This is a genomic window from Candidatus Enterococcus leclercqii (assembly GCF_009933135.1).
In the GTDB taxonomy this organism is placed as follows: Bacteria; Bacillota; Bacilli; order Lactobacillales; family Enterococcaceae; genus Enterococcus_C; species Enterococcus_C leclercqii.
Genome location: NZ_MAEH01000014.1, coordinates 283618 through 296451 on the forward strand (window position 1 = coordinate 283618; position 12834 = coordinate 296451).

The 12834-nt window shown below is 44.6% G+C and carries 13 protein-coding genes; 10 read left to right on the top strand and 3 right to left on the bottom strand.

The window, feature by feature from the left end:
* Entirely contained in the window at positions 1-936 is a 936-nt protein-coding gene (locus tag BAU14_RS07740; RefSeq protein WP_161899515.1) for a homoserine O-succinyltransferase, read from the top strand.
* Positions 937-1144: 208 nt separating this feature from the next.
* Here BAU14_RS07740 and BAU14_RS07745 read toward each other — a convergent pair whose 3' ends face one another.
* Entirely contained in the window at positions 1145-2236 is a 1092-nt protein-coding gene (locus BAU14_RS07745; RefSeq protein WP_161899516.1) for a glycoside hydrolase family 43 protein, read from the bottom strand.
* Positions 2237-2537: 301 nt separating this feature from the next.
* Positions 2538-3383, bottom strand: coding sequence for a pyruvate, water dikinase regulatory protein (locus BAU14_RS07750; protein ID WP_161899517.1), 846 nt, complete (start codon positions 3381-3383; stop codon positions 2538-2540).
* 146 nt (positions 3384-3529) lie between these two features.
* On the opposite strand from BAU14_RS07750, the gene BAU14_RS07755 reads away from it, so the two are divergent.
* The 9 genes from BAU14_RS07755 (at position 3530) to recO (ending at position 11030) form a co-directional block, all read left to right on the top strand.
* The gene (locus tag BAU14_RS07755) at positions 3530-3958 is read left to right on the top strand and encodes a Fur family transcriptional regulator (RefSeq protein WP_161899518.1); all 429 of its coding nucleotides are present in this window, start codon (positions 3530-3532) and stop codon (positions 3956-3958) included.
* A gap of 175 nt (positions 3959-4133) precedes the next feature.
* Complete coding sequence (rpsU, locus tag BAU14_RS07760; RefSeq protein WP_002356740.1) at positions 4134-4310, top strand: 30S ribosomal protein S21; 177 nt, start codon at positions 4134-4136, stop codon at positions 4308-4310.
* Between the two features lie 30 nt (positions 4311-4340).
* A complete protein-coding gene (locus BAU14_RS07765) occupies positions 4341-4784 on the top strand; it encodes a GatB/YqeY domain-containing protein (RefSeq protein ID WP_161899519.1) in 444 nt (147 codons plus the stop codon).
* Positions 4785-4995: 211 nt separating this feature from the next.
* The gene (locus tag BAU14_RS07770; protein WP_161899520.1) at positions 4996-5970 is read left to right on the top strand and encodes a PhoH family protein; all 975 of its coding nucleotides are present in this window, start codon (positions 4996-4998) and stop codon (positions 5968-5970) included.
* 63 nt (positions 5971-6033) lie between these two features.
* The gene (locus BAU14_RS07775) at positions 6034-8232 is read left to right on the top strand and encodes an HD family phosphohydrolase (RefSeq protein WP_161899521.1); all 2199 of its coding nucleotides are present in this window, start codon (positions 6034-6036) and stop codon (positions 8230-8232) included.
* The gene (ybeY, locus tag BAU14_RS07780) at positions 8232-8708 is read left to right on the top strand and encodes an rRNA maturation RNase YbeY (RefSeq protein WP_161899522.1); all 477 of its coding nucleotides are present in this window, start codon (positions 8232-8234) and stop codon (positions 8706-8708) included. Before BAU14_RS07775 ends, ybeY begins: the two co-directional genes overlap by 1 nt.
* Positions 8692-9084 (top strand): diacylglycerol kinase family protein, encoded by a 393-nt coding sequence (locus tag BAU14_RS07785; RefSeq protein WP_202622194.1) that lies wholly within the window; start codon positions 8692-8694, stop codon positions 9082-9084. Before ybeY ends, BAU14_RS07785 begins: the two co-directional genes overlap by 17 nt.
* Before the next feature lie 65 nt (positions 9085-9149).
* Positions 9150-10049: a GTPase Era gene (gene era / locus BAU14_RS07790; protein ID WP_161899524.1), complete on the top strand. Its 900-nt coding sequence runs from the start codon at positions 9150-9152 to the stop codon at positions 10047-10049.
* A gap of 159 nt (positions 10050-10208) precedes the next feature.
* Positions 10209-11030: a DNA repair protein RecO gene (gene recO / locus BAU14_RS07795; RefSeq protein WP_161899525.1), complete on the top strand. Its 822-nt coding sequence runs from the start codon at positions 10209-10211 to the stop codon at positions 11028-11030.
* A gap of 47 nt (positions 11031-11077) precedes the next feature.
* Here the strand turns inward: recO and BAU14_RS07800 are convergent, their stop codons facing one another.
* Positions 11078-12511, bottom strand: a complete 1434-nt coding sequence (locus BAU14_RS07800) for an alanine/glycine:cation symporter family protein (protein WP_161899526.1) — start codon at positions 12509-12511, stop codon at positions 11078-11080.
* Between the last annotated feature and the right edge of the window lie 323 nt (positions 12512-12834).

Below are 12834 nucleotides of genomic sequence, written 5' to 3' on the forward strand. Positions count from 1 at the left end.
GTGCCCATTAAACTGGTTGAAGACTTTCCGGCAAAAAAAGTGCTCTTGGCCGAAGATATTTTTGCTATCGACAATGAGCGGGCAATCCATCAGGATATTCGTCCTTTGAAGCTGATTATTTTGAATTTGATGCCTGATAAGATTGCAACCGAGACCCAGCTACTTCGTCTGATTAGTCAAAGTCCGCTGCAGATTGATGTGGACTTTCTACAAATTGCCGGTCACCACCATAAGAATACCAGTCTGGCTCACTTGCAAAAGTATTATCTGACATTTCCACAAGTTGCCCAGACCAACTACGATGCCATGATTATTACTGGTGCCCCGGTGGAAACATTGCCTTTTGAAGAGGTGGACTATTGGGAGGAGTTAAAACAAATTATGGACTGGTCTCAGCGGCAGGTTACGAGTGTTGTCCATATCTGTTGGGGCGCTCAAGCAGGTCTGTACTACCATTATGGCGTGGACAAAGTCGCCTATTCTGAAAAGCTGTTTGGTGTGTATCCTCAAACGATGGTCGCCCCCCATCGTTTTTGTCGCGGCTTTGACGATGAATTTTGGGGACCGCAATCTCGCTATACCGGGATTGCGGAAGAACAGATTGCTTCAAAGCCGCTACAAGTGATTGCCCGAGATGAAAAGATAGGGCCAAATATTCTGATTTCAAAAGATGACCACGATATTTTCCTGTTGGGGCATTTTGAATATGATTCGGATACTTTGGCAAAAGAGTACTTGCGGGACAAGGAGCGGGGTGTACTGACAGCGCCGCCGGAAAACTACTATGTCGATGATCTGCCTGAAAAAGGAGTCTTGAATCGCTGGCGGGCCCACGCTCATCTGCTCTATCATAACTGGCTCAATGATGTGTATCAGTTGACCCCTTATGATCTTGAAGAAATCCCAAGATGTCAGGCAAAACGAATCAAGCACTGAAAAAACCTTGTCGCCACTGTTTATGCAGTGATGACAAGGTCTTTTTGCAGCTGAAAGTGTCGGAGACGACAATCCACTTGCTTGGAAAGCTTAGGAATCCTGCAGTTTTCTATCGGTCACAGAGCCGACAAATCAGAATCCAAGGGGTGATTGGATTGGCTGTGGTTGCCGTTGTGTTCGTTAGATTACTGCAAAGAGCAACAATCATTCAGGATTGGAAATAGTGCTGCCAAATTCGCTGATATTCCTCCGCAGTTAGTGAAATAACCGAACCGTGCCGTGGTTTTTCTCCTTTACTGTTTTTAGGAAGCTGCTGTCGCAGTTTTTGCGAAACCGGCTGCCAAGTCCGAGGGTTAGCCAAATCATTGCCGGCAAACCCGATGTAATGGTTCGGTCCGTCATGGTACCCCGGCTGATCGATAAACAAGAACCACTTGAAGCCGTTTGTGTCATCGGGATTTGCCGGAAAGAGGCAAGGGCCTTCTCCCCCGGTAAACTCCCGGCCTTCACCGTTCGGCAGCCCGTTGCCGATCTTGCGTCCTAGTGTTCGCCATTGATCTGCGGGGACCTCTTTGTCAGTAGCGTAATCAATCCCTGCCACGGTTGTCAGCAGATTTGTCGCAGTATCCAAACGAATTGTCATCGTTTCTTCTTCCTTCATGAACCGGTAGTAGCGGCCGTCGACCTTGGCCACCGTTGCATCGATGGTTCCTTTACCCGGGCCGCGATCAACATCCACCCAGATCCGGGGTGGGGTGAAAGTGATAAAATCTGCGGTCAGGGAGCACATCATGCGGTTATACGTGACACTCGTACGTTTTTGAGGGTCCAATTCATCGTAAAGATTTGCTGCCCAATAGACGACGTAAAGCTGCTTTTCGGCATCCCATATGGCCTTGGGAGCCCAGGTGTTGCCGGCATTCACATCAGAGACCTGCACATGGCGCTGCTGGCTCCAATGGATAAGGTCAGTCGATTCGAAAATCTCCAGATAACGTGAGCCGCTCAGTTGGCCGGTATGAAAGCCGCCCGGTCGCTCGTGGACATTCAAATCGGTAGCCAATAGATAAAAACGGCTACCATCATGGCTGCGGAGAATAAAAGGGTCCCGCAACCCTTTTTCACCATACTTTGAAAAAATTACTGGCTGTCCTTTGTTCAAGCTCAGCCAGCGTAAAGCATCATTGCCGTCTGAGAGTGCAAAGCTGACGGCCTCGGCACCTGCCCCTTCACCGGTAAAATAGGCCCATAAATAGCCGGCACCGTCTTTCAATACCGGCGGTTGCTGTATTGTACACATAAGCTTTCCTCCTGAGGTAATTTGTTTTATATAGATTATATAATAAACTAACTATTGGTGGGGAGTTAGTTGTAAAAAAATCGGGCTTTCCGCAAATTTCTGTGGAGCCGGTGGAATCGGGATTTTTATACAACTGCCGGAAAATAAGCAAAATACTGCCTATTTGGTTCATAAGTATGCATTTGCTATGACGTTAGTGAGGAATAGATTTTCAATCGTGGCACCGATATTTTCGGACTTGCTTTTGCTGAAAAGTAAATAAAAACTCCAGTCAGCCGACTGGAGTTTTAGAGCTTGCGGTCTATTCTTCTTCTGTTGCGTAATAGCTATGATCTTCCAGATTCAAAGCGTTCATAATCATCGAGGCGGTTTCTTCGATGGAAAGTGAAGCCACATTGATCACTACACAGCCAAGTTTTTCATACAAGTCAGCCGCAAATTCCAATTCGGCCCGGATCTTGTCGATATCGGAATAGGCGGTGTCCGGATTCAATCCGTAGGCACGCATGCGCTCTTTACGGATGCTATTGAGAACATCCGGGTCATTGGTAAGACCGACGATTTTTTTAGGGTCAACTTCCCACAATTGTTTAGGAATATGGGCTTGCGGAACTAGGGGCAAATTCGCCACCTTCAGATTTTTGTTGGCCAAAAAGAGGCTGAGGGGTGTTTTGGAAGTACGTGAGACCCCTAGTAACACGACATCAGCTTCCAAAAAACCACGGGGGTCTTTGCCATCATCGTATTTTACAGCAAATTCCATCGCTTTGATGCGTTTGAAATAGTTTTTGTTCAAATGGTGCAAGGCTCCTTGTTCGCGGCTGGCTTTGACGCCACTGCGCGCTTCGATTTCGTTGATGGTGGAAGAAAGAACGTCGAAGCTATACAAGCCACTTTCTTCACAGAAGTCTTGTAACAGAGTCGATAGATTTTCGTTGATCATTGTAAAGAGAATCATAGCGTCGTGTTTTTTTGCGTCTGTCAGTGCCTTAATCAAGCTTTCTTTGTCATTGACGAAGGTTTTACGGTACAGGTTGAATTCAACGGTGGGAAATTGTGCCATGGTGGCCTGTGCCAATTTTGTAGCGGTTTCACCAGCGGAATCGGAAATCACAAAAATTGTTAAGATATTGTTTTCATCGTTCATAAAAGCAACAGCCCCTCTTGTCTTTTTATCCACTTTATTATACCATACGATTGTCTAAATATAATTCGGAATCATTTTGATTTACCGCGAAAAACAGCAGGCCGACTTTTCTGAATGAGCGGCAATGAGCTGCAGGGAGGACATAGATGATGCAGACGACACGAATCCAACAGGCCATGAATACACTGAAAGACAATGGCTTTAAAAATACGAAGAAGCGAGAAGCAATGCTGACTTTTTTAGCTAAGCGTAATCGTTATCTCGCAGCTAAAGAGGTTCATCAGTTTATGGACGAACATTTTCCCGGGGTTAGTTATGATACGATCTATCGAAACTTACATGATTTTGCCGAAATCGGCTTGTTGGAGGAAACTGACCTGAATGGCGAGATGAAATTTCGCTTCCATTGCTGTCAAGATGCCCACCATCATCACCATCATTTCATCTGTACGGTTTGTGGCAAGACCAAGGAACTGGATCTTTGTCCAATGGATTACTTCGCTGAACAGCTGCCCGGTTGTGTAATTGAAGGACACCGCTTTGAGATTTTAGGGCGCTGCGAGGACTGCCAATAGTTATTTTATTCTGATAGCAATTAAAAGGGAGCCTAGGAGATATTTATTTTTTCAAGGAACTTCTTGACACCGTTTTAAACCTCCTTTATAATTTTTTAAGGACAGTCTTGTTTTTTGAATTTCGATCCAAAAGACAAAAACGGTTACTTTTTAAGCTCGGAGGGAGGGAATTTACATGTCAAAAACAGTGGTTCGTAAAAATGAATCTCTTGACGATGCTCTTCGTCGCTTCAAACGTTCCGTGTCAAAAGCCGGTACTCTGCAAGAATCTCGCAAGCGTGAATTCTATGAAAAACCAAGCGTGAAACGCAAGAAGAAATCTGAAGCAGCCAGAAAACGCAAGAAATTCTAATTTTGGCTCACAAGGATTGGAGCTGGTAGTGTGACACTACTAAGTACACTGAACGATGATATGAAGACAGCGATGAGAGTCAAAGACAAAGAACGTCTGGCGGTGATCCGTATGTTGAAAGCATCGCTTCAGAACGAAGAGATCAAAGTCGGACACGAATTGAACGCTGACGAAGAACTGACGATTTTGTCCCGGGAGATGAAACAACGTCGCGATTCGTTAACGGAATTCGAAAAAGCCGGTCGTGATGATCTTTCGGAAAAAGTCAAAGTCGAAATCGCAATTGTTGAAGAATATCTTCCTGCACAGTTGACGGACGAAGAGATTCGTGAAATCGTCAAGCAGGCAATCGCTAAAACCGGCGCGACCTCCGCAAAGGAATTCGGCAAGGTGATGAGCGCTGTAATGCCGCAAGTAAAAGGCAAAGCAGACGGGAACCAAGTCAATGCGATCGTCAAAGAATTATTACAATAAGTGCACAAAATCGCGGATATCCTGTCCGCGATTTTTTTATGCTGTTTTGATAGAGTTTCTTGAGGGGATAAGTAATTCAGAAACTGTTCTTGTTATCACTTCTCTGGTGAATTCTTTCTCAACAAAAGAATAAGAAAGCATTTCATAGTTTTTTATTTTGTCAGGCGTTATGGTAAAATAGATAAGAATGAAGGACGAAGGAGATGTACTTTTGACAGAAGAACGCCAATCTTTGCAAATCAAATTAAGTGAATCCGATGATATCGCGATGTTATTGGGCTCCCATGATAAAAATCTGAAGCTGATTGAAGAAAATACTCAAACGGTGATCCGGGCTCGTGGAGAAGTGATCCAAATTGAAGGAGCGCTAGAAGCAATAGCATTGGCTAAAGGGGTCATTGAAGCAATCCAAGAGTTGATTAAACGGGGCATTAACATCAGTACACCAGATGTAGTGTCAGCCTTAAAAATGGCTAAAAGTGACCGTCTGAGCTTTTTTGTAGACATGTATGAAGAAGAAATTGTCAAAGACCGTAATGGTAGCCCTATCAGGGTCAAAAATGCCGGCCAAAAACATTACGTGGAGAGTGTCAAAGCCCACGACGTTGTGTTTGGCATTGGGCCAGCGGGGACTGGGAAAACATTTCTAGCTGTGGTCATGGCGATTGCTGCGTTAAAAAAAGGGCAGGTACAAAAAATTATCTTAACTCGTCCGGCGGTGGAAGCTGGCGAAAATCTTGGTTTTTTGCCGGGAGATTTGAAAGAAAAAGTCGATCCGTACCTGCGTCCGGTTTACGATGCGCTGTATCAGATTTTTGGAACGGATCATACCAATCGGCTGATGGAGCGAGGCGTGATTGAGATCGCGCCGCTGGCCTATATGCGAGGACGAACGTTGGAAGATGCCTTTGTGATTTTAGACGAGGCTCAAAATACGACAATTGCCCAGATGAAGATGTTTTTAACACGCTTGGGTTTCAACTCAAAAATGATTGTCAACGGGGATACCAGCCAAATTGACCTGCCAAAAGGGGTTGTCAGTGGACTGGTTCATGCCGAACGAACATTGAAGAATATTAAGCAGATTGCCTTCGTTAATTTTGAATCCAGCGATGTCGTGCGTCATCCGGTGGTGGCAGAAATCATCGAAGCCTATGACAAAGCCAGTTTGAAAAACGATGCATAAGCAAGTTCTGTAGGCTAGTGCTATCACAAGGTGCTGGTCCAGAAATTTTTCGGAGGTAACAGGATGATTATCCAACCCTTGTACAGGATACGAAAAAAATTAGGGCGTTTTTATACGCCTCTCGTCTTGTGTTTGTTCTTTGTAGCTATTTTTGCGGTGCTGTTTACCAGTGTGCAGCAAAAGCAGACGAATTACAGCGAAGGCCAGGTAGCCGCGGAAAACATTCGCGCCAACAAGACGATTGAAAATACTTTTGCAACGGATCAAAAGCGAAAATTGGCTGCCGAAGCGGTTACTACCGAATACAATTATCAAGAAGAAATCGCCACTACTCAATTTGATCGCGTGAAGCGGTTATTTGATCTGGTAGGGGAAGTTAACGATGATTTGAACAAGCAATATGAAAGCGACAAGGAAAAAGCTAAAAAGGAAAGCGTCCCGGTGCCCACCGTGGATGACCATACGGCTGCGTTGAAAAAGAAATTTGAGAAGATTGATGCTGACGACGTGGATTTTTATCAGAGCTTTTCTGCTGATTTCTACAACGCGTTGTTTGAACTTTCCGCATCTGATCTCGTCGTGGTACGAAACCAGTCGTTGACAATCATCAGCGAAGAAATGGCCCAGCACGTCAGAGAAAGCAATCTGTCGGACATTTTGGACAATGCCAAGGCACAAGCTGAATCATTGAGCGTTAGCCAACAAGCAGTTTCAGTAATCGAAAGTTTGCTGGAAAAAGGAATCGTAGTCAACGAATTTCCAAATGAAAAAGCAACCGAAGAAAATCGGGAAGCTGCCCGTAATGCTGTGCAGCCAGTCATGATCTACCAAGGGGAGATTATTGTTCGTGAAGGCTCCCAAATTGATGCCAACGCCATCGAAAAATTGAAACTTTTAGGACTGACCAGTCAAAGCAGCTCGATTTTTCCAATAGTGGCAATGGTAATGGGAATCTTGTTGCAGATTGCGGTTTTACTATATTTTGGTCGCCAATTTCATTCAAAAGACAATCAGCAGGAGTTTTTTACCTTCTATACAGCCGCGATGGTTTTTAGTGTGCTGTTGATGAAGTTCTTCCAAGTTTTCCAAACTGAACAGACACTCTATATCCCCTTGTTTTATCCAGCGGCCTTTGTTCCCTTAGTATTGAGCCTGTTTATGAATCGCCGGACGGGGATTATCGCGGCGATGTTCCAGGTAGTGGCGGCGATCTTTGTCTATTACGACGCGTTAGGAACCAACCTGCTGACGATTATCTTGATCACCTACCTCTTTTCCGGATTGATGGGAACTATCGTTAAACGTGAACGAATTGGTCGTCAAGGCTGGCCGGCCGTAATGTGGGTTATCGTCTTTCCAACATTGTTGACTTTTGTGTTGATGGTTTTCCAAGGCCTTAGTTTTTCCAGTGGTGCAACTTGGTTGACGATTGTTTGCGGCTTTGCCGGCAGTCTATTGTCTTTCATGCTGACCATGGGATTGCATCAGTACATCGAGCTTTTAGTAACCGATGATTCGGTGATTGTCTTGAATGAGTTGAGCAATCCTAACCATCCGCTATTGAAGCAGTTATTAGAAGAAGCTCCGGGCACCTACCATCATTCCATGATGGTGGCCAATCTCAGTGCCAACGCGGTGGCGGAAATTGGTGGCCGTTCGCTATTGACCCGAGTTGCTTGTTATTACCACGATATTGGTAAGTTGAAGCATGCTAACTTTTTTGTTGAGAACTTGCCGCAAGGGGCAGAAAATCCCCACAATTTCTTGTTGCCGGAAGATAGTAAGCAGATTATCTTCGGTCACGTAACCGATGGCGCAAAAGTCTTAGAAGACTATAAGATGCCACAAATGGTGATTGATATTTGTCGTCAGCACCATGGGACGACTATGATGAAATTTTTCTATGCCAAAGCCAAAGAACGGAATCCTCAAACAACGGAAGCTGATTTTCGCTATCCGGGACCAAAACCACAAACTAGAGAAGCCGGTGTCGTTAGTATCGCTGACAGCTGTGAAGCGGCAGTGCGAGCGATGGATCATCCCGACAACGAGAAAATTCAACAGTTTGTTCACAATCTGATTATCGATCGAATTATCGACGGTCAGTTGGATGATAGCGGCTTGACGATGAAAGAAATTCGTTTGGTAGAAAAATCACTTGTCAACGGCCTGTGCAGTACCTTCCATTCTCGGATCAAGTATCCGAAGATGAAATCTGAAGCTGAAAAGATGAAAGAAGAACAGGAAAGAAGCGAAAAATAATGGAAATCACCTTTATCGATGAAACTCAATCTGTTCCTGAAGATAAGATTCGGGAAATTGACGATTTGTTGCAATTTGCAGCAGATCAATTAAAACTGCCTGACAATGCGGAGATGTCGGTGACTTTTATGGACAACGAAGCAATCCGGGAAATCAATCGGGAGTACCGCGGCAAAGACGCACCAACAGATGTCATCAGCTTTGCCTTGGAAGAAGAAGGCGACGGTGAAGTACCAATCCTTTTTGAAGAGGATGATGAACCCTTACCCCGTGAATTAGGAGATTTGATGATTTCTGTGGAGCGTGCTAAAGAACAAGCAGAAGAATACGGGCATTCATATGATCGGGAACTGGGTTTTTTAGCCTTGCACGGTTTTTTGCATATCAACGGTTACGATCATATGACACCGGAAGATGAAAAAGAGATGTTCTCACTGCAAAAGGAAATTCTGGATGCCTATGGACTCAAAAGATAGAAATGTCAAAAAAAACAAGAACTTCATTACCTCGGTGGAGTTTGCCGTAACTGGCGTCAAAACGGTTTTCAAAGAAGAACGTAACATGCGCAAACATGTTGCCATCGGGATTTTAGCAGTTTTAGCAGGGCTGTTTTTCGGCTTGAACCAGATGGAGTGGCTGTGGCTTTTATTAGCGGTTTTTCTGGTTTGGATTGTGGAAGTCATCAATACGGTTTTTGAAAATGTGGTGGATATGGTTACGGACTGTCACTTTCATCCAATTGGAAAAAAGGTCAAAGACATGGCCGCAGGGGCAGTACTGCTGACTTCCGGCTTTGCTTTGGTGGTAGGATTAATCTTGTTTCTACCAAAAATCTGGTTCTGGTTTTTTTAGACAAAGACAAGGCACCTCGTTAACTGCTACTCGATTATTTTGAATAATACCTAAAGGAGAATTGTATGACAGAACATAAATCCGGATTCGTCGCCATTGTGGGACGACCAAATGTTGGGAAATCAACACTATTAAACCGTATTGTCGGTCAAAAGATTGCTATTATGAGCGACAAAGCCCAAACGACACGGAATAAAATTCAAGGCGTTTATACGACGGATGACGCACAATTGATCTTCATTGATACACCGGGAATCCACAAACCAAAACATCGTTTAGGGGATTTCATGGTGGAAACTGCCTACAGTGCTTTGCGGGAAGTAGATGCCGTCTTATTTATGATTGCCGCTGATGAGAAACGTGGCAAAGGAGACGACTTCATCATTGAGCGCTTGAAAACTGTTGATAGTCCGGTTTATCTGGTGATTAATAAGATTGATAAAGTACATCCTGATGAGCTGTTGGGAATCATTGATGACTATCGCCAACAATTGAGTTTCAAGGAAATCATCCCTATTTCTGCGACAGAAGGGAATAATTTTGAAACACTGATGGGAACACTGGTGGAACAAATGCCAACAGGGCCACAGTATTTTCCAGATGACCAGATTACCGACCACCCTGAATACTTTATCGTTTCAGAGTTGATTCGGGAAAAGGTATTGCTTTTGACGCGTGACGAAGTTCCCCATTCCGTTGCAGTTGTCGTGGATTCTATGAAACGAAACGAAAATGATAAAGTCCATATCCAAGCTACCATTATTGTGGAGCGAGACAGTCAAAAAGGAATTATCATCGGTAAAGGGGGCAAGATGTTGAAAGACATCGGTACCAAAGCCCGTCGTGAGATTGAACTGCTGTTGGGCGATAAAGTCTTCTTGGAACTTTGGGTGAAGGTCCAAAAAGATTGGCGGGATAAACAGACCTATTTGACGGATTACGGTTATAAAAAAGAGGATTATTAATCCTTCATGAGTGATGAGTTCACAGTGAGGGCTGCGACAGAAAAAAACTGCCGGCTAAGCGTCTTTGCTGCCGGAATCTAAACTGGACCGGATAGAAAGGGAAGGTTACGACAACAGTTTTCTTTCTTGTCGCAGTTTTTTTAAGAAGAGGTGATAAAATTGGAAGTTGCAGAAACCAAAGGCATTATTTTGTTTTCCCGAGATTACAAGGAAAAAGACAAGCTGGTCAAGATTTTTACAGAAAGCTATGGCAAGCAGATGTTTTATGTAAAAGGGGCACACCGGAAAAATAATCCCTTGGCAGCGGCATTGCTAAATTTTACTGAAGGTGTTTATTTTGGTACGATTCCTTCTGAAGGCCTATCTTTTTTGAACGGCGCCAAAGAGGTCAAAACTTTTCGTCACATTCAAGAAGACATCTTTGTGACAGCTTATGGAACGTATATCTTGAACCTGGTAGATGCGGCGATTGAAGATCGTCTATACGACCCTCAGCTCTACGGGTTTACTCATCAGTCCTTGATGCAGCTGAACAACGGCGTCGACCCGGAGGTAATTACCAATATTTTTGAGCTGCAAATCTTGCAGCGTTTCGGTGTGACTCCGCAGTTGGACCATTGCGCGGTTTGTGGAGATCGACAAGGACCCTTCGACTATTCTTCCAAGTTTGGCGGCTTATTGTGCCAGCGCCATTTTGATCACGATGTGCACCGTTATCATGCTGATCCTCGGGCAGTCCATTTTGCTCGTCTCTTCATGAATATTTCTTATGACCAAATCAACTCTATTACACTAAAAACTGAAACCAAACAGGGGCTGCGACAGTTTATCGATCAGCTTTATGAAGAGTACGTCGGTCTCCATTTAAAAAGCAAACGGTTCATTGATCAAATGCAAAGTTGGTCTCAACTGATGATAGAGCCTAGAGCTGATGCTGAAAACACCTCAAAAAAAGACACCCCATCGGCGCCTGAATCTTAGGCCTGTTCCGAAATTAGGGTGTCTTTTTTATGGGGAAATTTTGCCGGTTATTCTTCGATTGGTAGACGGAGTTCCTTAATGGTGCGGGCACTCGAAGCTGTTAAGCGAGCAAAATAGCTTTTAGTCTCTTTGAAAACTACGGGTGTTAAAAGGGCCAATGCAATGATATTAGGAAAGGCCATTAAACCGTTGCAGATGTCTGCTAACGTCCAGACAGCTGAGACTGTTAGGTAAGGGCCGATGAAGACAGCACCAACATAGACGAGGCGAAAAATTTTGGCGTAGCGGTCGGTATTCAACAAATAAGCCAGACAGCGCTCTGAATAGTAATTCCAGCCAAGAATCGTGGTGAAAGCGAAAAAGACCAGACAAATCATCAGCAGAAAAGAGGCTGCTTGTGAAGAGATGGGCAGCGCTTTGGAAAAGGCGTGAATCGTGACGGCAGCGCCCTCTTTACCAGTCTGCCAAGCACCAGTCATAATGATTGCCATGCCGGTCATGTTGCAGACGATAATGGTATCGATAAAGGTTCCGGTCATGGAAACCAATCCTTGTCGTACCGGTTCGTTTGTCCGGGCAGCGGCTGCAGCAATAGGCGCACTACCCAAGCCGGACTCGTTGGAGAAAATCCCTCGCGCGATTCCTTTTTGCATCGCGATAATCATTGCCCCTACTGCACCGCCAGAAGCTGCACGTAAGCCAAATGCACCTTGGAAGATCTCTGCGATGACACCGGGTAATTTATTGAGATTCAATAAGATCATCACCAAACATAAAGTGACATACAAAACGACCATTGCCGGAACGATAATTTCCGAGACGCGAGCGATACGCTTTACGCCACCAATAAGGACCACAGCCACAGAAACGGTCACTAAAAGGCCCACGATTACTACCGCCCAGGAATAATTGTTGCCAAAAAGCTGAATACTATGAACTTGATTGGGATCAAAAAACGTTTGGGCTGCCGAAGTGATGCCGTTGATTTGTGTCAAAGTCCCAATACCCAAAAGGCCGGCCATAATCCCAAAAAAGGCAAACAGCTTGCCTAACCAGCGCCACTTTTTACCCAAGCCATTTTCGATATAGTAAAAGGGACCGCCCAATGCACGGCCATTCGCGTCAAACGTTCGGTATTTCACTGCCAGTAGGCCTTCAGCATATTTGGTTGCCATCCCTAAGAGACCCGCCAGCTCCAGCCAGAACAATGCACCAGGTCCACCAGCGACAATAGCAGTTGCAACGCCTACAATATTGCCGGTGCCAATGGTGGCAGACAGTGCGGTACATAAAGCTTGAAAACTGGAAACATCCCCGATACCATCTTCCTCATCTTTCAGCATGTAGCGCAGGGCTAGTGGTAGCCGCCGCACTTGGATTAGGCGCAATCCAGCAGTCAAAATGACACCAATTCCCAAAATCAGCAAGATCATCGGGGCGCCCCAGATTAAGTCATTTAGTTTGGTCAACCATTGGTCCATATTTTGTCCTCCTGAGAATTAATTACTAACAAATCTCGGCTAAGTGACTGACTTCAGTCACTTAACAGAGAGGTAGCGTGATTTTTGCCAGTCTAGCAAAAAATAATCGTTTGTACCAGTGAAAATTGGAAACAAACGCAAATATTCTGATAATTGTTCGTAGTTTTTTCGAAAACCTGACGATTCGAAAAAAGATTTTTGGTTGACAAAGGGTAACAAGAGTCGCTATTATATAAGGTAATTGAAGAGATGCGTTGATCAAATTTGGAAATGTGCCAGACATCAAAGCGATTCCGGGAGGGTGGAAGCCGGATATGGAGACA

Bases quoted from the DNA above. Each gene is read 5' to 3' on its own strand.
- BAU14_RS07745 (WP_161899516.1), bottom strand. From the start codon at position 2,236: ATGTGTACAATACAGCAACCGCCGGTATTGAAAGACGGTGCCGGCTAT.
- BAU14_RS07750 (WP_161899517.1), bottom strand. From the start codon at position 3,383: ATGAACGATGAAAACAATATCTTAACAATTTTTGTGATTTCCGATTCC.
- BAU14_RS07755 (WP_161899518.1), top strand. From the start codon at position 3,530: ATGATGCAGACGACACGAATCCAACAGGCCATGAATACACTGAAAGAC.
- rpsU (WP_002356740.1), top strand. From the start codon at position 4,134: ATGTCAAAAACAGTGGTTCGTAAAAATGAATCTCTTGACGATGCTCTT.
- BAU14_RS07775 (WP_161899521.1), top strand. From the start codon at position 6,034: ATGATTATCCAACCCTTGTACAGGATACGAAAAAAATTAGGGCGTTTT.
- ybeY (WP_161899522.1), top strand. From the start codon at position 8,232: ATGGAAATCACCTTTATCGATGAAACTCAATCTGTTCCTGAAGATAAG.
- BAU14_RS07785 (WP_202622194.1), top strand. From the start codon at position 8,692: ATGGACTCAAAAGATAGAAATGTCAAAAAAAACAAGAACTTCATTACC.
- era (WP_161899524.1), top strand. From the start codon at position 9,150: ATGACAGAACATAAATCCGGATTCGTCGCCATTGTGGGACGACCAAAT.
- BAU14_RS07800 (WP_161899526.1), bottom strand. From the start codon at position 12,511: ATGGACCAATGGTTGACCAAACTAAATGACTTAATCTGGGGCGCCCCG.